At 63.9% G+C, this 17,958-nt stretch carries 17 protein-coding genes; 7 read left to right on the top strand and 10 right to left on the bottom strand.

All coding sequences use genetic code 11. From position 1 onward, the window contains the following. Positions 1–44: 44 nt before the first annotated feature. Positions 45–830 (top strand): hypothetical protein, encoded by a 786-nt coding sequence (locus BH682_RS08075; protein ID WP_003941928.1) that lies wholly within the window; start codon positions 45–47, stop codon positions 828–830. Positions 831–931: 101 nt separating this feature from the next. On the opposite strand, the gene BH682_RS08070 is transcribed toward BH682_RS08075, so the two are convergent. From BH682_RS08070 to BH682_RS08035, 8 genes are all read right to left on the bottom strand, one after another. Then, positions 932–1,621, bottom strand: a complete 690-nt coding sequence (locus BH682_RS08070) for a response regulator transcription factor (RefSeq protein ID WP_003942020.1) — start codon at positions 1,619–1,621, stop codon at positions 932–934. Further along, the gene (locus BH682_RS08065; RefSeq protein ID WP_003941938.1) at positions 1,618–2,853 is read right to left on the bottom strand and encodes a sensor histidine kinase; all 1,236 of its coding nucleotides are present in this window, start codon (positions 2,851–2,853) and stop codon (positions 1,618–1,620) included. Before BH682_RS08065 ends, BH682_RS08070 begins: the two co-directional genes overlap by 4 nt. Before the next feature lie 162 nt (positions 2,854–3,015). Further along, positions 3,016–3,771, bottom strand: coding sequence for a phosphoglyceromutase (locus BH682_RS08060; RefSeq protein ID WP_003941992.1), 756 nt, complete (start codon positions 3,769–3,771; stop codon positions 3,016–3,018). 46 nt (positions 3,772–3,817) lie between these two features. After that, the gene (locus tag BH682_RS08055; RefSeq protein WP_064688317.1) at positions 3,818–5,419 is read right to left on the bottom strand and encodes an AMP-binding protein; all 1,602 of its coding nucleotides are present in this window, start codon (positions 5,417–5,419) and stop codon (positions 3,818–3,820) included. Between the two features lie 139 nt (positions 5,420–5,558). Continuing rightward, positions 5,559–6,056 carry a YbjN domain-containing protein gene (locus BH682_RS08050; protein ID WP_047268888.1) on the bottom strand — a complete coding sequence of 166 codons (498 nt, stop codon included), beginning with the start codon at positions 6,054–6,056 and terminating at the stop codon, positions 5,559–5,561. Next, positions 6,053–7,381, bottom strand: a complete 1,329-nt coding sequence (gene mshA, locus BH682_RS08045) for a D-inositol-3-phosphate glycosyltransferase (RefSeq protein ID WP_075832632.1) — start codon at positions 7,379–7,381, stop codon at positions 6,053–6,055. Before mshA ends, BH682_RS08050 begins: the two co-directional genes overlap by 4 nt. Positions 7,382–7,423: 42 nt before the next feature. After that, positions 7,424–8,251 carry an alpha/beta fold hydrolase gene (locus BH682_RS08040; protein WP_042452989.1) on the bottom strand — a complete coding sequence of 276 codons (828 nt, stop codon included), beginning with the start codon at positions 8,249–8,251 and terminating at the stop codon, positions 7,424–7,426. After that, complete coding sequence (locus BH682_RS08035) at positions 8,197–9,423, bottom strand: MFS transporter (protein WP_075835197.1); 1,227 nt, start codon at positions 9,421–9,423, stop codon at positions 8,197–8,199. The genes BH682_RS08040 and BH682_RS08035 overlap by 55 nt, the downstream gene beginning before the upstream one ends. Before the next feature lie 111 nt (positions 9,424–9,534). On the opposite strand from BH682_RS08035, the gene BH682_RS08030 reads away from it, so the two are divergent. The 3 genes from BH682_RS08030 to BH682_RS08020 all read left to right on the top strand — a co-directional run bounded on the left by BH682_RS08030 (position 9,535) and on the right by BH682_RS08020 (position 11,766). Next, a complete protein-coding gene (locus tag BH682_RS08030) occupies positions 9,535–10,308 on the top strand; it encodes a PIG-L family deacetylase (RefSeq protein ID WP_003942001.1) in 774 nt (257 codons plus the stop codon). Between the two features lie 64 nt (positions 10,309–10,372). After that, the gene (locus BH682_RS08025) at positions 10,373–10,765 is read left to right on the top strand and encodes a PaaI family thioesterase (RefSeq protein ID WP_003942017.1); all 393 of its coding nucleotides are present in this window, start codon (positions 10,373–10,375) and stop codon (positions 10,763–10,765) included. Beyond that, on the top strand, positions 10,762–11,766 hold the full coding sequence (locus tag BH682_RS08020; protein WP_007735336.1) for a tocopherol cyclase family protein: 1,005 nt from the start codon (positions 10,762–10,764) through the stop codon (positions 11,764–11,766). The genes BH682_RS08025 and BH682_RS08020 overlap by 4 nt, the downstream gene beginning before the upstream one ends. On the opposite strand, the gene BH682_RS08015 is transcribed toward BH682_RS08020, so the two are convergent. After that, complete coding sequence (locus BH682_RS08015) at positions 11,732–12,601, bottom strand: LysR family transcriptional regulator (RefSeq protein ID WP_075832630.1); 870 nt, start codon at positions 12,599–12,601, stop codon at positions 11,732–11,734. The two genes, BH682_RS08020 and BH682_RS08015, sit on opposite strands and share 35 nt — an antisense overlap. Positions 12,602–12,671: 70 nt before the next feature. Here BH682_RS08015 and BH682_RS08010 point away from each other — a divergent pair, with 70 nt between their 5' ends. Further along, positions 12,672–13,031 (top strand): YybH family protein, encoded by a 360-nt coding sequence (locus BH682_RS08010; RefSeq protein WP_075832628.1) that lies wholly within the window; start codon positions 12,672–12,674, stop codon positions 13,029–13,031. Between the two features lie 15 nt (positions 13,032–13,046). Here the strand turns inward: BH682_RS08010 and BH682_RS08005 are convergent, their stop codons facing one another. Further along, positions 13,047–14,318 carry an ROK family transcriptional regulator gene (locus BH682_RS08005; protein ID WP_074447122.1) on the bottom strand — a complete coding sequence of 424 codons (1,272 nt, stop codon included), beginning with the start codon at positions 14,316–14,318 and terminating at the stop codon, positions 13,047–13,049. A 342-nt stretch (positions 14,319–14,660) separates the two neighbouring features. Here BH682_RS08005 and BH682_RS08000 point away from each other — a divergent pair, with 342 nt between their 5' ends. Both BH682_RS08000 and BH682_RS07995 read left to right on the top strand, forming a co-directional pair. Continuing rightward, positions 14,661–15,638 carry a TauD/TfdA dioxygenase family protein gene (locus BH682_RS08000; protein ID WP_007735342.1) on the top strand — a complete coding sequence of 326 codons (978 nt, stop codon included), beginning with the start codon at positions 14,661–14,663 and terminating at the stop codon, positions 15,636–15,638. After that, entirely contained in the window at positions 15,635–17,956 is a 2,322-nt protein-coding gene (locus tag BH682_RS07995; RefSeq protein WP_007735344.1) for an arylsulfatase, read from the top strand. The genes BH682_RS08000 and BH682_RS07995 overlap by 4 nt, the downstream gene beginning before the upstream one ends. Positions 17,957–17,958: the final 2 nt, after the last annotated feature.

Genomic DNA, 17,958 nt, shown 5'->3' with positions numbered 1-17,958 from the left:
GGTCGGCCCTTGTGACAGCAGGTAACCCAGACCGATCCCACAAGATGACTCCGAGCCCCGAGGTCGATCTCGATTTCCCGCGCGAATGGGTCGAATTTGTCGATCCGGATAACTCCGAACACCTCATTTCCGCTGATATGACGTGGTTGCTCTCGCATTGGACCTGCGTGTTCGGCACGCCGGCGTGTCAGGGCATCATCGGAGACCGCCCGGACGACGGTTGCTGCTCGCACGGCGCTTTCCTCTCCGATCAGGAAGATCAGGACAAGCTCGATGCGTCAGTGAAAATGCTCACAGCGGAAGACTGGCAGTTCATGGAAAAGGGTCTCGGCAAGAAGGGCTACGTCGAAGAAGACGACCTCGAGGACGAGCCCGCGCTGCGCACCCGCCGCTACAAAGGAGCGTGCATCTTCCTCAACCGGCCGGGATTTGCCGGAGGCGAGGGCTGCGCTCTGCATTCCATGGCGCTCAAGAAGGGCATCGAGCCGCTCGAGGTGAAACCGGACGTGTGCTGGCAGCTACCGATCCGCCGCACCCAGGACTGGGTCGACCGGCCGGACGGCGTCCAGATCCTCAAGACCACGATCACCGAGTACGACCGCCGCGGCTGGGGTGAGGGCGGCGACGACCTCGCCTGGTACTGCTCCGGCTCCCCCGACGCTCATGTCGGGGAGCGGCAGGTCTGGCAGTCCTACGGGCCCGAGTTGACGGAACTTCTCGGAAAGCGCGCGTACGACGAGCTGGCTCGCCTCTGCAGGCGTCGCGCGGGCCTCGGCCTCATCGCAGTCCATCCGGCGACCACGATCGCTCAGAACAAAGCTCAGGGCTGACTCCGCCTGAACAAAAAGAATTCAGCCGCTCACACCATCGTGTGAGCGGCTGAATTCTTCTCGACATTTCCTCCTCGACATTTCTTCTCGACGAGGTTCGATCACGCTTCGAGCTTGTAACCCAATCCACGGACCGTGACCAGATGTTCCGGCTTGGCCGGATCCGATTCGATCTTCGAACGCAACCGCTTCACGTGTACGTCAAGGGTTTTGGTGTCACCGACGTAGTCGGCGCCCCAGACGCGGTCGATCAACTGTCCGCGGGTCAGCACCCGACCGGAGTTGCGGAGCAGGTACTCGAGGAGATCGAACTCCTTGAGCGGCAACGTCACCGGGTTACCCGCGACCTGCACGACGTGGCGCTCGACGTCCATCCGTACCGGTCCGGCCTCGAGCACCCCGTTGTCGGAGGCGAGGTCCGCCTCGTTCTCCACCCCGCGGCGCAGCACCGCACGGATGCGAGCGATCAGCTCACGCGCCGAATACGGTTTGGTCACATAGTCGTCCGCACCGAGTTCCAGTCCGACGACCTTGTCGATCTCACTGTCACGCGCCGTCACCATGATGACGGGGACGCCGGAGCGCGACCGCAGCGCCTTGCAGACGTCCGTGCCACTCATGCCGGGCAGCATGAGGTCGAGCAGGACGATGTCCGCTCCGGAGCGATCGAATTCCGCCAACGCCGACGGTCCGTCGTTGACGATGGTGGTCTCGAAGCCTTCCTTGCGGAGCAGGAACGCCAGCGGGTCCGCCAAGGACTCCTCGTCCTCCACGATCAGCACACTCGTCATCGTTTGGCCTCCATGCCGTTTTCTCTACTGCCTTGTTCTCGTCTGCCGATCCGCGTGGAACCGGCGGTTCCCGCGTCGTCAGAGTCGATGTCGTCGTCCGACTCCACGTGTGCCGGTATCTGCAACGTGAAGGTAGACCCTGTACCCGGTTTGCTCCACAGTTCGATGGAGCCGTTGTGATTGGCCGCGACGTGTTTGACGATCGCCAGCCCCAGACCGGTTCCACCGGTCTGCCGTGACCGCGCCTTGTCCACGCGGAAGAATCTCTCGAACACTCGCTCCTGGTCCGCTTTCGCGATGCCTTCTCCTCGGTCGGTGACTGCGATCGCGACATTGTCGCCGCGTACCGACCGACTGACGGAAACCGGAGAACCCTTGGGCGAGTATGCAATAGCGTTCTCGATGAGGTTGGACAATGCCGTGACGAGGAGAGTCTGATCCCCGAGTACTTCCAGCCCACTCGGATGGTCGGTGGTGACCGTGATCCCGGCGGCCTCGGCCGACAGATTCGACCTCGACAGTGCTTCGGACACCACGGTGTCGACGTCGACCACGTCGAGATCCGGCAGCTTCTCGGCACCTTGCAGACGCGAGAGTGCGATCAACTCGGTGACCATCTTGCCCAGACGAATCGACTCACCGAGCACCCGTTCGCCGAAGTGGCGCACCGATTCCGGGTCGTCAGCGGACTCGAGCAGCGCCTCCGCGAGCAGGCTCATCGCACCGACCGGCGTCTTGAGTTCGTGGCTGACGTTCGCGACGAAATCGCGTCGGGTCGCCTCCATGCGGACCTGCTCGGAATCGTCGTCGGCGAACAGGACCACGAAGTTGCGATCGTCCTTGCTGAGCAACCGGGCCGTGCCACGTACCGCGATCTTGTCGCGGCCCCGCTGAGCGGTCTGCGCCGTCAGATCGACCTCGACAGGTTGACCGGTCCGCAGAACTTCCTGAGCAGCCCGCCAAGCTCGCTCGTCGACCAGACGATTCTTGACGAGACCGAGTTCCTCGGCGCGAGGATTGAAGAGCACGACGTCGTGAAAACCGTCGACGACGGCGATACCGCTTTCCGAAGCCAACACGATGAGGTCGAGAACCTGGGACATCGTGAGCCCGGTCTGTTCGTCCGAGCGCTGACTCTGGCGCGACGACAGCCTGGGTACCAGCACCCCGCCGACGAGGTAGCCGACCAAGCCGGCGACCACGACCAGCAGCACTGCAATCACGACACTCACGGCGCAATCGTACGTTCGCGCGAAGAGTCGGTTACGGCGGGTTCGGACGTTCCCACCCGTGTAATCCGCCAGGTGGACGGCGTTGGTTCGTCGTTCATCTGCTGTTGGCCGAGGCCCCCCGAAATCACTGTTCGGGGGGCCTCGACGCACATCATCGGGTTGCTACTTTCCGCCCTGATTCGCCACCGCGGCGGCGCCGGCAGCTGCGGCCTCCGGATCCAGGTAGGTGCCGCCGGGATTGAGCGGCTTCAGGTTCTCGTCGAGGTCGTAACGCAGCGGGATTCCGGTCGGGATGTTCAGGCCCGCGATGTCCTCGTCCGAGATGCCGTCGAGGTGCTTGACCAACGCACGCAGCGAGTTGCCGTGCGCGGTGACCAGCACGTTCCGACCGGCGAGCAGCTCCTGGGAGATGGTGTCCTCCCAGTACGGGATCAGACGCTTGACGACGTCGAGCAGGCACTCGGTCAAGGGGACCTCGTCGAGGTTCGCGTACCGGGGATCGGTGTCCTGGCTGTACTCGCTGCCGGCTTCGATGGCGGGCGGCGGGGTGTCGTAGCTACGACGCCAGAGCATGAACTGCTCGTTTCCGTACTCTTCCTTGGTCTGCGCCTTGTTCTTACCCTGCAGAGCGCCGTAGTGGCGCTCGTTGAGACGCCAGTCGCGCACTACCGGGATCCAGTGGCGATCGGCGGCGTCGAGCGCGAGGTTTGCGGTGCTGATCGCGCGGCGCAGCAGAGACGTGTAGAGAACGTCGGGCAACAGGTTGTGCTCGGCGAGCAGTTCGCCGGCGCGCTTGCCCTCGGCCATGCCCTTGTCTGTCAGGTGTACGTCCACCCAGCCGGTGAACAGATTGAGTGCATTCCATTCGCTCTCGCCGTGGCGGAGCAGGACCAGGGTTCCGATACTCATGGCGTTCATCCTGGCACGAGTACCGGAACCCTTCTTGATCAACCCTGTCCGGAAATCAGCTCGGGGCTACTTCCGCAGTTCGCAGATCCTTGCGGAGGATCTTTCCGGCCGCGGATTTCGGCACGGTGCTGATGAATGAAACCTGGCGGACCTTCTTGTGCGGCGAGACGCGCTCGGCGACGAAGGTGATCACGTCGGCTTCGGTCAACTCGGCGCCGTCCTGGAGCACGACGAATGCCTTCGGGACCTCTTCGCCCTCGGCGTCGAGCACACCGATCACTGCGGCGTCGGCGATCTGCGGATGGGTCAGCAGCAAGGCCTCGAGTTCCGCCGGGGGAACCTGGTAGCCCTTGTACTTGATCAGTTCCTTGAGGCGGTCGACGATCTTGACGACGCCGTCGCCGTCGACGGTCGCGATGTCACCGGTGTGCAGGTAACCGTCGTCGTCGAGGGTGTCCTTGGTGGCCTGGTCGTTGCCGAGGTAGCCGAGCATGATGTTCGGGCCCTTGCACCACAGTTCGCCGGGCTCGCTGACGCCGTCCGAGCCGAGAGCCGGGTACGCGACCTCTTCGCCCGTTCCGGGGTCGACGAGCTTGCATTCCATGTTGGCGATGGTCGGACCGCAGGTGTCGAGCGCGATGTCGTCGCGGTCGAACGGAATCGCGTGCGAGACCGGGCTCATCTCGGACATGCCGTAGCCCTGGCGGACGTGGCAGTTCAACCGGTCGGCGACGGCCTTGCCGAGCGCCGCGTCGAGCGGGGCCGCACCGGAGAAGATGGTGTGCACGCTCGAGAGGTCGTACTGATCGACGAGCGGGTGCTTTGCCAGCGCGACGGCAACGGGCGGTGCGACGAAGATGTACGTCGACTTCTGCTCGGCGACGATCCGCAGGAACTCGACGAGATCGAACTTCGGCATCGTGATGAGGCTCGCGCGGCGGTAGAGCGCTGCGTTGAGCAGGACAGTCATGCCGTAGATGTGGAAGAACGGCAGGACCGCGAGAATCTTGTCGTCGGTCTCGATACCCATCCGCGGAATGATCTGGCAGACGTTGGCCACGAGGTTGCGATGAGTGAGCATGACCCCCTTGGGTCGGCCGGTGGTGCCCGAGGAGTACGGCAGCACCGCGAGCTGGGTAGCCGGATCGAAGGAGACCTCGGGCGCCGCTGCGCCCTCGCCGAGCAGATCACGCAGCGAGAGGTGGCCTTCGGCACCGTCGAGCACGAACACGTTCTCAGCCGGGATACCGACCAGGTCAGCAGCGGCCTTTGCCTGCGGCAGGAGCGGCGAGACGGTGAAGAGGAACTTGGCCTTGGAATCGGTGAGCTGCTTGGCGATGTCCTCGGCGGTGTAGAGCGCGTTGATCGTGGTCGCGACGCCACCGGCACGAAGGATGCCGTGGAAGACGGAACCGAAGGCCGGGACGTTGGGCGAATGCAGCCCGACCACGTCGCCGACGGCGAGTCCGCGCGCTGCGAGAGCGCCTGCAACGCCGTTGATCTGTGCGATCAGCGAAGCGTATGTGGTGACTGCGCCCGAACTGCCCTCGACGAAGGCCGTCTTGTCGAGGTCTGCGGGGTCGGTGTTTCCGAACAGGAAGTCGTAGACGCTGAGGTTGGGGATTTCAACGTCGGGGAACGGACTCTTGAAGCTCACTGTGCTCCTCGAAAAGTTGCGCGGCGGGGTGGTGTGACCAACTTACTGTGACTCACGGGAACAGTATTATTCCGTGACGACAGTCACAAGTAAAGGCCACTTTACGTGACACATCCGCGATGTGTCTCACCCCGCTCGATCAGCTCTGCGCGGGCTCTTCCTCGATGAGGTGCTTGAACGGTTCGAGATTCGCCAGCGACTCACCTCGCGACACCCGCCACGCCCACTCACGCTTGATGGACGAGGAGAAGCCGAGTTCGAGGATGACGTTGAAATCGCCGTCGGCGGCTTCGAGAACCTGACCGAGCACTCGGTCGAGTTCATCGCCGGTCACGGCATGCTCTGCGATCTTGCCGACGAGGTAAATGTCCCCGACCTTGTCGAGTGTGTACGCCACCCCGTACAGACGACGGTTGCGCTTGAGCAGGAATTTGTAGACGCCTTCGAAGTTCTCGTCCACCTTGCGGCACACGAAGGCCTCGACCCGCACACCGTGATTGCCGACGGTGAGCAGAGTCGACGTCTTGAGTTTGTGTTCACCGGGAAGTTCGACGATGAAATGCGCGTCGTCTTTTCTGGTGAAGTCGAGTTCGCGCTCGGTGAGAGCCTGCTCGATGGTGTCCGAAATGCTGCTCATGTACGCACTCCCCCGGTCCGGCGCAGACGCCACAGACCCCGCGCACGGCGGGGCGAGAAGTCGCTGGGACCGGTTCCGTTGTTGTAGTTGACTGCGGCTTTGCGATAGCTCTCGAGCAAACCGTCCGCGGTGTGTTCCCACGAGAAATTTTCGGCGTGACGCGGTGCCTGCGCAGCGAGTTCGGTCAAACGCGTCGGTGCTGTCACCAAGGATTCGAGGGCGCCGGCCCAATCTTCGGTGCGGTGTCCTTGAACCAGCAGGCCGGTCTCACCGTTGCGCACGGCCACTCCCAGCCCGCCGACGTCGGCAGCGATCACCGGGGTTCCGCAGGCTTGAGCTTCGATCGCCACCAACCCGAAGGACTCCGAATAGCTCGGCACCGCAACCAGATCCGAGGCACGGTAGACATCGGCGAGACGCTCAGGAGCCTGCGGCGGCAAGAACGTCACCTGCGCGGTGATGCCGAGTGAGCGTGCCAGTTCGATCAGCACGTCCGGCCGCGCGAGGCCAGTTCCCGACGGCCCGCCGACGACGAGGATGCGCAACGGCAACTCGGGGCGACGGCTGATCACTTCGGCGGCAGCACGCAGCAGAACGTCCGGTGCTTTCAGAGGTTGGATCCGGCCGACGAAAGTCACGACGATCTCGCCCGGGTCCAACCCCAACGACGCGCGGGCGGAATCGCGATCGCCCGGGCGGTAGCGGGTGAGATCGGCGCCGGGAGCCACGACGTCGATACGCGTGGGGTCTGCGCCGTACAACTCGTGCAGCGCCTTGGCTTCGTCGGTGGTGTTGGCGACCAGGCGATCGGACTCGGCGACTACTTGCTGCTCGCCGATCTGACGTGCTGCCGGCTCCGGAGTGTCTCCCTCGGCAAGCGAAAGATTCTTTACCGCCGCGAGGGTGTGGGCGGTGTGTACGAGGGGCACGCCCCAGCGGTCGCGGGCCAGCCAGCCGACCTGACCGGACAACCAGTAGTGCGAGTGAATCAGGCTGTAGTACCCGGGCTCGTGGCGCGCTTCCTCCCGTAGAACTCCTGCGACGAAGGCACACAGTTGAGTCGGCAGATCCGCCTTGTCCAGCCCTTCGAAGGGACCAGCAGCAATGTTCCGAACCCGCACTCCGGGAGCGGCGTCCACCACAGGTGCGTCGGCCGAGGACGTCGCGCGGGTGAATATCTCCACCTCGACGCCACGTTTGGCGAGCTGAATGGCGGATTGCAGAACGTAGACGTTCATCCCACCCGCGTCACCGGTGCCGGGTTGCGCCAATGGCGAGGTGTGGACCGAGAGAACGGCCACCCGGCGAGGGCGCGAAATGTGCATGGGCGTCACGACTCCATACTGCCCCCTCACCGGGCGCGAACTCTAACCGAGGCTCGAGATGAACGTTCGCACTTCGGACACGAATCGTGTCGGATCCTCCACGAACGGGCCGTGATTGCAGCCTTCCCAGTACGACGCCTGGGACTTGGGAATCAGTTCCTCGGCGTGCTTACCTGCGCTCACGTCGACGACGGAGTCGTCGGTTCCGTGCAGAACGAGGACCGGGATGTCCAGGTTGCGAAGCAACTCGTCGTGACCGACAGCACGGTTGAACAGTGCTGCGCGCACCCGCGGACGCGTCGAGAGGCTGTACCCGAACAAGGCCTGCGACGCTGCACCCTTGCCCTCGGGTGGGCCGGTGAGAGCATTGCCGAAAGCGCCGAGTGCACGGATCGCCTCGCGGGGATCTTCGGACATCGCGCCGGGAACTGCGCTACGCATCGCCGAGCCGACCTTGCCACCTTTTTCGCCGCGCCCGATGCTGGTGATCGCCCCGACCAGAACCGCGCCCGCCACCGCGCCGGTGCCGTGCGCTGCCAGGTAATCGCAGATCACCAGACCGCCGTACGACCAGCCGAGCAGGATCGCGTTCTCGGTGACGCCTTCGGCCGCAAGAACAGCCGCGACGTCGCCGGCCCAGTTCGCGGAATCGTCGTATCCGGATTCGGGCGCATCGGAGTAACCGTGGCCGCGCAGATCGACGGCGATCAGCCGATAGTCCGCGGCCAGGTCCGCGAGGACCTGCTCGCCCCAGCACTGCGAGGACTGAGCCCAGCCGTGCAGCAACACCAGCGGGGTCCCCGCCGAATTTCCGGTTACTCGATAGACGATGGACGTGCCGTCGACGCTGACGGCTTCACGAATAGACATGCCGTCACGATAGAGGCTGCGACTGCGGCGCCGACGGCGAGCATGTAGGCCGACGGGACGCCGTAGCGATCGATCAGCTGTCCGGCCAGCGCAGACCCCAGCGCCACGCCGACGCCGAGGCCGGTCACCGTCAGGGTCATTCCCTCGGTGAGCTTTTCCGGCGGGACGATCTGTTCGACCAGGGCTGTCGCGATGATGAGCGTCGGTGCGATGGTCGCGCCCGCCAGCACGTAGGCACCCGCAAGTGCGGCCACGTTTCCGACCAACAGAAGCGGGACGCTGAGAACGGCGACCGCCGAGGACGCGATCATCAACTGCCCGCGCAGCGATCGCGCCGGGTGCATCGACCCGAAGATCAGTCCCGCGATTCCCGAACCGCCGGCGAACAGCGCGAGGACCAGCGTCGCCGACTCCGGCGAATTCTGTTCCTTGGTGAACGCGATGGCGCCGACGTCGATGACGCCGAAGATCGTTCCGAGCATCACCATGATCACGATGACGATCCACATCACGTGGTTACCGAGAACCGATCGTCCGCGGCCGGGTCGACGCGGATGCACCTTCGGTTCGGTTCTGCGCTGTATGACCAGCAGCAGGGTTCCGGTGACCAGCAGGATCAACCCTGCCAGTGGTCCAGCCTCGGGGAAGAGCCCGATGCTCAGACCTACCGAGATGACCGGGCCCGCCACGAAGCAGAGCTCGTCCACCACCGATTCGAAGGCGAAGGCGGTGCGCAGCTGAGGTTTTCCGACATAGATCGCCACCCACCTGGCGCGAATCATCGCGCCGATCGTCGGAGTGGCGCCGCCGGGGACGACCAGAACGAACAGCAGCCAGTCGGGAGCTTCCATCCGGACTGCGAGCAGGAGCGCCCCGATCGCGGTGACGCTCACGGCTGCGGCAATCGGCAGGACCGCTCGCTGTCCGAAGCGGTCGACCGCACGCGAGACCGCGGGCGCGATGATCGCCGACGAGAGCGCAAAAACCGCGGCGAGCGCGCCGGCGAGCGCGTAGTCACCACGAAGTTGCGAGATCATCGTCACGATTCCGATACCGATCATGGCCATCGGCAGCCTTGCGACAAATCCGGCGGCCGAGAAGGCGACCGATCCGGGGGCCGAGAATATCTCGCGGTAGGCGCTCAGCAGGCCTTTGTTGGTGGATTCGCTCATGTCAGCTTCTCGTGCACTGAACAAGGTTCACAGAGCCGAGGCCGACTCGACAAATCGTTTTCACTGTGCGCTCGGGTTGACCTGTCGGTAACTTGCCTTACGATTGCGCGAATGAGTGTCCTGGTGTGTTTCCACGCCCATCCCGATGACGAAGTTTTCACTACGGGCGGCGTGATGAGAATGGCCGCCGACGCAGGTCACCGCGTCGTAGTCGTCACCGCTACCGACGGTGCTCTCGGTGAATTCCCCGACGGACTGTTGGACGAATACGAGACGTTGGCTCAGCGCCGCAGCCGTGAGCTCGAGGCGTCCACCGACGCGTTGGGTGCCAGTCGCGTCGTGTCCCTGCACTACCCGGATTCGGGGATGGTGGGTACGCCCGAGAACGAGAATCCGGAAGCGTTCTGCAACGTCGACGTCGAGAAGGCCGCCGAGCGTCTGGCCGAGGTTCTTCGTGAAGAGAACGCCGATGTCCTGACCATCTACGACCCCAACGGCGGATACGGCCACCCGGATCACATCCAGGTCCACCACGTCGGCGTTCGTGCTGCAGAACTCGCGGGCACGCCGTTCGTCTACGAGGCGTCCACCAACCGCGATCACATGAAGATGCTGATGCAGGCCAACCCCGAGTGGACCGAGGAGGCGCAGCCGCCGGACATCGAATCGTTCGGGCTTCCGGCTGACCAACTCACCACCGCGGTCGATGTCAGTTCGGTGATCTCGTCCAAGCGCGCGGCCATGTACGCGCACGCAACGCAGGTCGGCGATTTCGGCCCGTTCCTCGAAATGCCGACGGAGCAGCTCGCCGCGGCATTCGGCACCGAGTGGTTCCGTCGCCGCAACGCGCCGGAAGGACTGTCGGAAACCGCCCTGCCCCTGTGAGTCACCGCCCTCGATAAACCGAAGTCCCGACGGAGGTTTCGGAGGCTCGTTAACATCGGTAGGCATGGACCTCGAACAACTTGTCGCGAGCATGCCTTTTGCAGTTCACACCGGAATTCAGTTGGACAGCGCGGCACCCGAACAGGTTGTCGGCCATCTGGATTGGGACAGCCACCGCACCACCGCCGGCAACGGAATGCACGGCGGCGCCTTGATGACGCTGGCAGACAGCGTCGGCGCCGTCTGTGCATTCCTCAATCTGCCGCCCGGCGCAAGTACGTCCACCACCAGTTCGTCGACCGTCTTCACTCGCGGCGTGCGCAAGGGCACGGTCACCGCCACCGCCCGGCCACTGCACGCGGGGCGCAGCACCGTCGCGGTGGTGACCGAGATCCGCGACGACGAGGGCCGCCTCGTCGCTCAGGTCACCGCATCACAGGCAGTACTGGGACCGTGAAGCTTCCCGCGTACCGCGCCTCGGGTGCCACCCTGCCGTACGGCAATCTGCTTGCCTCCCATGACGTTGCGATGGAGGGTTACTTCTGGCGATTCACGATGCCAGACAGCGGACGGGTGGTGATCGCGCTCGCCGGAATCAACAAGGCCGACGGCGGCAGTTGGTCGACGCTCGGCCTCGCGGCACACCCAGGCGGATTCCTCCGCACTGCTGAGCATCCGAATGGATCGGCCGATCCCCGTATCCTGGGGGCCTACGCCGACAACGCTTTCCGCGGCAATGCCGATCGACTCCAGGTCGATTTCGGCGACAGTCATCTCGACGTACGCATCAGCAATCAGCGATTCTGGCCGCACCGCCGCTTCGGGGGGTCGAGTTACTTCCAATCAGTTCCCGCACTCAATCAGTACTGGCATCCGTGGCTGCTCGGCGGCCGGGTCGAGGGAAGCGCCGTCATCGACGGACAGAGCTGGGATCTCACCGGAGCGCAGGTGTACGGCGAGAAGAACTGGGGAAAGGGAGGATTCCCGGAATCCTGGTGGTGGGGACAGGCACAGGGGTTCACCGATCCTCGAGCCTGCGTGGCGTTTGCCGGCGGACAGGTCAGCGCCGGACCTCTGCGCACCGAAGTCACCGCCGTCGTTGCCGCGCTACCGGACGGAACGGTGTTGCGGCTGGGTAATCCTCTGACGTCACAGGTGGAGACGACGGTGTCCGACGATCGCTGGACGCTTCGGGGTTACAGCCGGAAGTGGAGCGTCGACATCGACGGGACCGCACCCATCGCCGACGCACACATACTTCCTGTTCCGATACCTGCCGAGCGTCGAAACGTGCCAGGAGCGCTCGAGCATCTCGGTGGAACGATGTCGGTCATCGTCCGGCGACGCGGCACCATCGTCTGGAAGGACAGGTCGAGGTTGGCTGCTCTCGAGCACGGCGGATTGGATCGGGCGCAGGCCGAACTCACTCGGCGGGAACAGCTCTCGCAAGATCGATGAGAGCAGAGGCCGCCGGATTCTTGCCGCCCGACGAACGCCAGACCAATTCCAGCCGAGATCGTGCTTCCGGTTCGAGATCGATCCGATGCAACTCCCCCACTGTCGACTCCGGAAGCACGGCCATTCCCAGCCCCTGCGCTGCCAATGAAACGATGATGCCGAGGTTGCTTGCCTCGAGCGCAACCGTCGGCTTGGTGCCGGCTGCGGCGCACGCGAAGTCCAGACACGTTCTGATGCCGGTTCCCTCCGGCAGACAGATGACCGATTGCGTCGCGAGTTCGGCAAACGGCAGAGACGACACCTCGGCCAGCGGATGATCCGCCGCCACTCCGGCCACCAGTCGTTCGTCGGTGATCACCCTCGATTCGAGCCCTTCCGGCAGCTTGCCCGCCACCCCGATGACGGCTATGTCGAAGGTTCCGTCCGACACTCCGGCAAGCAAACTGCGCGAATCGCCCTCGGCCAGCGAAATGTCCAGGCCGGGGTGTCTGGTGTGCAACCGACTGAGCAGATCTGTGAGGTCGGCGGAAGCGCAGGCGGTAACCATCCCGACCGAAACGGAACCCCGAACCAGCCCGTTCAAGGCATCGACAGCGTCGCGGGTGCTCTGAACGGAAGCGAGTGCAGCGTAGGCGTGCGGGAGGACAGCTCGCCCGGCGTCGGTCAGACAAACGGTTCGACCACTACGATCGAGCAATTCCTGCCCCAACTCACGTTCCAGCCGTTTGACCTGCGCACTCACACCCGGTTGGGCTACGTGAAGCCGCTCGGCGGCGCGAGTGAAGTTGGCTTCCTCCACTACCGTGACAAAGTATTCGAGCTGCCGAAGTTCCATAACTGTTGATTCTAGCTGCGAGACAAACTAGATCTTGGACTTATCACCTGTGCGGTAGAACGATGGAAGCATGACAACAACAGATGACGTTCAGAAGGCCGGAACCCCGGAAGACATCGCGAAGCTTTTTGTGCAGTTCGCCAACGCTGGTGACGCAGACGCCGTCGCCGCACTCTACGAGGAGGATGCGGTGATGGCCTTCCCGCCCGGATCACTCACCGTGGGCCGCCAAGCCATCCGCGAGGTGATCTCTCAGATGCTGGCAGCTGCACCGAGATTCACCGTCGAGGAAGCCCTACCAACGGTGATCAGCGACGACCTCGCCATGACCTCGACCAAACCTTCCGACGGAACCGGCGGACGCATACAGGTGGCGCGCCGCCAGCCCGACGGTTCGTGGTTGCGGGTGCTCGATCGACCGGAACTCTGACTGCCCTCTTCGCAGTCAGACGGCCGACGCACGCCGCATGGCCGCCGCCGGATCGGCGAACAGCGAGCTCAGTGACACGACCGTGGAAGCGTATTCCTGAACCCGATTGCCGAAACCGGTAATTCGAATGTCCTTACGCTCCAAGGAGGATGCCGTCGAGAAGGCCTCGGCGACATGGGGCACCCCGGCCGGATAGTCGGTGAATGCCTGACCACCCAGAATCACCCGATCCGGGTTGAACAGGTCACGCAGCATCGCCACTGTCCGGCCGAGGACGCGTGCTCGATCAACCAGAAGCTCGTGTGCCGGAATGGAACCCGACGACGCTGCCCGGTAGACGTCCGCGATCGTGACACGCTCGCTGCCCTGGATCACGGCGCCCGAAGACAAAGCCTGCGCGACTACGGCGCGGTCACTGATCGTCGCTTCAAGGCAACCCACGGCTCCGCAGGTGCACCGTGCGGACGAACCGGTGGGGAGGTGCGCGATCGAACCGGGTCCGCTGGACGGCGTGTGTACTCGCCCTTCGAAAGTGATTGCGATGCCGGCAGTTTCACGAGCATAGAAGTACAGGCCGGTAGTGCCCGGCGTCGGGGCTTCGGCACGATCGGTGCTGAGCAGAAGTTCCGACGCAGCCATCGCCTCGACGTGGGCGGCTACCGATACAGGGAGATCCAAGCCGGCTCCGATGATGGACCCGACCTTGGCGCCCTTCCATCCCAGACGCGGGTGATCGACGACTCCGGTCGCTGAATCGACGCGACCGCCGATGGCCACGCCGACGGCGAGCGGACGACGCTTGTGCCACCGCGAGGCAAAGGATTTGGCCGAGCGCGCAATGGTGGCAAGCGCGACAGCAGAATTGGTGGCAGGCGTCGGAATCTCGACGGCGCCGAGCACCTTTCCACGAATGTCGCTGGCAATGATGCTGGTGACGACGGCACCGATGTGGATGCCGACTGTCAGATAAGGCTCGTGGTTGACCTCGAACGGAACTCGCGGACGCCCGATTGCTCCGGAGGCCGTCAGGTCCGCGCGTTCGCGCAGGATCCCGAGGTCCAGCAGGCTCGTGACCTGCCGGTTCACGGTGGCGATGCTCAGTCCTGATGCCTTTGCCGCAGTGTCACGTGAGAGCGGCCCACGGGATCGAGCAATGCGCAACACAGTCGCGGACGGGCCGTCGGCGATGCGTAGTTCGGGCGCAACTATCTGGGTACGGGTCCGGGTTCCCGAGAGCGCGGTTCGCGATCGGATGTTCGGAATGGCGGAGATTGTGGGTGTCGACATGGCTGTCCCTTGCAGAAGGAGGAGAAGGCGCATATCTCTGTCGACCGAGAAATCAGCGTTTCCACTGGTCACACGAAGAAATAGACAGAAAAGGCGCAGAAATTAGCTGCAGAAAGAACGGCGGCGACAACACAGCTCTCGCGCCAGAGGCAGACGCGAACCAAGCGCAGCGGTCACATAGGTGACCCGCAAAGCGGCAGGCTGGTCGGTCGACATGGCTCCAAAAGTAGCAGCTTCACCGAGATTCACAAATCAGGTGCGGTAACGATCACACTGAACGCAACCCTGTCGGGGCGAAATCTCGCGTGTTTGGGTGGGCACACTCCCCACGAAAGGTGCACCATGTCTACAGCTTTCGCCAAGCCGACCCTCACGAATTCGGCATCAACGAACGGAGCGGCCGTTGACGCCGCTCGCGGCACTGTCACCACCCTCGGCGCGCATATCGGCGCCCGAATCGACGGAATCACTCTCGGCGGGCATCTCGACCCGGCGACGATTTCCCTCATCCGGCAAGCACTTCTCGAACACAAGGTGATCTTCTTTCGCGGGCAAGACCACCTCGACAACGATTCGCAGTACGAGTTCGCCCATCTGCTGGGTACCCCGACCACTGCCCACCCCACCGTGAAGTCGCACGGCGCAAAAGTTCTGCCCATCGACTCGGACCTGGGCAAGGCCAACAGCTGGCACACCGACGTCACCTTCGTCGACCGCATCCCCAAGGCTTCGATCCTGCGCGCGGTGCAGCTACCCGAATACGGCGGTTCCACGACGTGGGCGTCAGGGGTAGCCGCCTACAACGGACTGCCGGATCCGCTCAAGGCGCTCGCGGAGAACCTCTGGGCTCGCCACACAAACGTCTACGACTATGCGGCAACCAGCGCCGAGCGGCTCACCGAAGATCGCACGGCCGCCTACCGCGAGGAGTTCCAGTCCACGTACTTCGAGACGGAACACCCGGTGGTGCGGGTCCACCCCGAAACCGGAGAACGCACGCTCGTCCTCGGACATTTTGTCAAGAACTTCGTCGGGTTGAGCACCGAACAGTCGAACGGTGTATTCAAGCTCTTGCAGGATCACGCCATCAAGCTCGAGTACACGACGCGGTGGAACTGGGAAGCGGGTGACGTCGCGATCTGGGACAACCGCGCCACCCAGCACTACGCGATCGCCGACTACGACGATCAGTACCGGCGTCTGGAGCGCATCACCCTTGCCGGCGACATCCCGGTCAACATCCACGGGGAACGAAGCCGCAGCATCGCCGGCGACGCTTCCGAATACTCGATCATCGAAGGCGCCTCGACTCTCCCATGACTTCACCGGATTCCGCCCCTCCTCCGCACGCCCGCGGATACGAAGGCTTCGAGGGTCGAATCGGCCGCACCGCAGCCGATTCGACCCCGTCGTGGCCCACCTCCACGACCCCGATTCCCGGATCACCCAACATCGTCGTGGTTCTGATCGACGACATGGGGTACAGCGACATCGGGCCGTTCGGCTCCGAGATCGAGACTCCCACCCTCGACCGCCTTGCCGCGCAGGGCATTCGGATGACCAACTACCACACGACGCCCCTCTGCTCGCCGTCGCGCGCAGCTCTTCTCACCGGCCTGAATCCGCACCGCGCCGGGTACGGTTTTGTCGCCAACGCCGATCCGGGCTACCCCGGACTGCGTCTGGAATTGGCCGACGACGTCCAGACACTCCCCGAAATCCTCCGCGGCGCGGGCTATGCGACCTATGCCGTCGGCAAGTGGCACCTCGTACGCGACGCCAACCTGGCCCCGGGACGAAGTCGTGACTCCTGGCCGACGCAGCGCGGTTTCGATCGCTACTACGGCTCACTCGAAGGCCTCAACTCCTTCTACTATCCCAATCAACTGATCTCCGACAATTCTGTGGTCGACGTGGACGAGTACCCCGAGGGGTACTACCTCACCGACGATCTGACCGACAAAGCGGTCGGGTACATCAAGGACCTCCGCGCCCACGATCAGGACAAGCCGTTCTTCCTCTACTTCGCACACGTCGCCATGCACGGACCGTTGCAGGCCAAGCCTGCCGACCAGGAAAAGTACCGCGGCCGCTACGACGAAGGGTGGGATCGAATCCGCGAGTCGCGGTTCGCCTCTCAGCTCGTGCAAGGCCTCTTTCCGGAAGGTACGCAACAAGCACCGCGAAACTCCGAACCCGGCTTCGACGTCCCCGAATGGGAATCACTCACGCCGGAAGTGCAGTCCAGGTTCGCCCGCTACATGGAGGTGTACGCGGCGATGGTCGACTCGATCGATCAGAGCGTCGGACGCATCGTCGACACCCTGGACGAACTCGGCGAGCTCGACAACACGATCATCGTCTTCACCTCCGACAACGGCGGCACCGCCGAGGGCGGTTCGGACGGGACCCGAAGCTACTTCGCACAGTTCGCGCATATTCAGGATCCGGACTGGGTGGGCGATGTCCCCCACGACGAATCCCTCATCGGCGGACCTGAATTGGGCGTCCACTATCCACGTGGATGGGGACAGACGTCCAACACCCCGTTCCGGTTCTACAAAGGGCAATCCTTTGCCGGCGGGATCCGTGTTCCTTTTCTCCTGTCCTGGCCCGCTGGACTGAAACCCGGAGCAGACGACAACGGGATTCGCGACCAGTTCGCGTACGTCACCGACCTGACCCCTACGCTGCTCGAACTGGCCGGAATCGACGCACCCAGTGTGCGAAACGGGCTCCCGGTGAAAGAGTTCGACGGGGTGTCTTCCGCGTCCGTTCTGCGTTCGTCTGCCGCTCCGAGCACTCACACCGAGCAGTACACCGAGATGACCGGCAACCGTGGCTACTACAAGGACGGCTGGAAACTGCTGGCTCTCACCCCGGCGGACATCGACAAACCGCACTGGCAGTTGTTCGACGTCCGCACCGACCCGACCGAGCTCGACGACCTGGCATCACGGTTTCCCGACAAGGTTCGCGAACTCGCCGAGGCCTGGGACCACTCGGCGTGGGCGAACACCGTGTTTCCTCTACTCGGCAATACCGTCGGCGCGGTTCGCCGTCCGGAGGAAGGAGCACTCTCACGCCCGGTGCGACTACTTGCCGGAACGCCCCCGCTGGAGCGCTACCGCTCATCCAAGCTGATCGGGTTCCGCGACTTCGACATCACGGTCGAACTCGAGGGTTACCGCGAAGGTGACGCCGGTGTCCTTGTCGCCCATGGCGATCCGCAGGGTGGGTACCTTCTCTACGTCGAGGACGGGCACCTGCATCTCGGGTACAACGCGTTCGGTTCCTACTCCGTTGTCGACGCCGGACCGCTGGCGCTCGGCACCGAACGCATCGAGCTGTCGGTGACGGTGGTACCGCGGTTGCGTTGGGATCTCCACGTCAGCGTCGACGGCATTCACGCGGGCCGGCTGCTCGGGCAAGTACAACTGGTGGGAATGGCGCCGTGGACCGGTATCTCGGTCGGTGTCGACGCCAGGGGACCTGTGTCGTGGGAGGTACGACGACGCCATGGTCCCTTCCGGTACAGCGGCGCGCTGCGCGCCGTCACCTACACACCCGGCCGGATACAAGTACCGCGTCGTCACATCGAATCCATCGAACGGGAAGCAGAGTATGCCGCCGACTAGCC

It is taken from the genome of Rhodococcus sp. YL-1 (assembly GCF_001942025.1).
GTDB classification, from domain to species: Bacteria; Actinomycetota; Actinomycetes; order Mycobacteriales; family Mycobacteriaceae; genus Rhodococcus_F; species Rhodococcus_F qingshengii.
Note: the sequence above shows the minus strand (reverse complement) of the source record. Positions and strands in the feature narration are given on the sequence as shown.

What these genes read in the sequence shown, in the direction of transcription:
- BH682_RS08005 (WP_074447122.1), bottom strand. Translation starts at nt 14,318, where the DNA reads ATGTCGACACCCACAATCTCCGCCATTCCGAACATCCGATCGCGAACC.
- BH682_RS08040 (WP_042452989.1), bottom strand. Translation starts at nt 8,251, where the DNA reads ATGTCTATTCGTGAAGCCGTCAGCGTCGACGGCACGTCCATCGTCTAT.
- BH682_RS08070 (WP_003942020.1), bottom strand. Translation starts at nt 1,621, where the DNA reads ATGACGAGTGTGCTGATCGTGGAGGACGAGGAGTCCTTGGCGGACCCG.
- BH682_RS08075 (WP_003941928.1), top strand. Translation starts at nt 45, where the DNA reads ATGACTCCGAGCCCCGAGGTCGATCTCGATTTCCCGCGCGAATGGGTC.
- BH682_RS08025 (WP_003942017.1), top strand. Translation starts at nt 10,373, where the DNA reads ATGGACCTCGAACAACTTGTCGCGAGCATGCCTTTTGCAGTTCACACC.
- BH682_RS08015 (WP_075832630.1), bottom strand. Translation starts at nt 12,601, where the DNA reads ATGGAACTTCGGCAGCTCGAATACTTTGTCACGGTAGTGGAGGAAGCC.
- BH682_RS08010 (WP_075832628.1), top strand. Translation starts at nt 12,672, where the DNA reads ATGACAACAACAGATGACGTTCAGAAGGCCGGAACCCCGGAAGACATC.
- BH682_RS08030 (WP_003942001.1), top strand. Translation starts at nt 9,535, where the DNA reads ATGAGTGTCCTGGTGTGTTTCCACGCCCATCCCGATGACGAAGTTTTC.
- BH682_RS08060 (WP_003941992.1), bottom strand. Translation starts at nt 3,771, where the DNA reads ATGAACGCCATGAGTATCGGAACCCTGGTCCTGCTCCGCCACGGCGAG.
- BH682_RS08050 (WP_047268888.1), bottom strand. Translation starts at nt 6,056, where the DNA reads ATGAGCAGCATTTCGGACACCATCGAGCAGGCTCTCACCGAGCGCGAA.
- BH682_RS08035 (WP_075835197.1), bottom strand. Translation starts at nt 9,423, where the DNA reads ATGAGCGAATCCACCAACAAAGGCCTGCTGAGCGCCTACCGCGAGATA.
- mshA (WP_075832632.1), bottom strand. Translation starts at nt 7,381, where the DNA reads ATGCACATTTCGCGCCCTCGCCGGGTGGCCGTTCTCTCGGTCCACACC.
- BH682_RS07995 (WP_007735344.1), top strand. Translation starts at nt 15,635, where the DNA reads ATGACTTCACCGGATTCCGCCCCTCCTCCGCACGCCCGCGGATACGAA.
- BH682_RS08000 (WP_007735342.1), top strand. Translation starts at nt 14,661, where the DNA reads ATGTCTACAGCTTTCGCCAAGCCGACCCTCACGAATTCGGCATCAACG.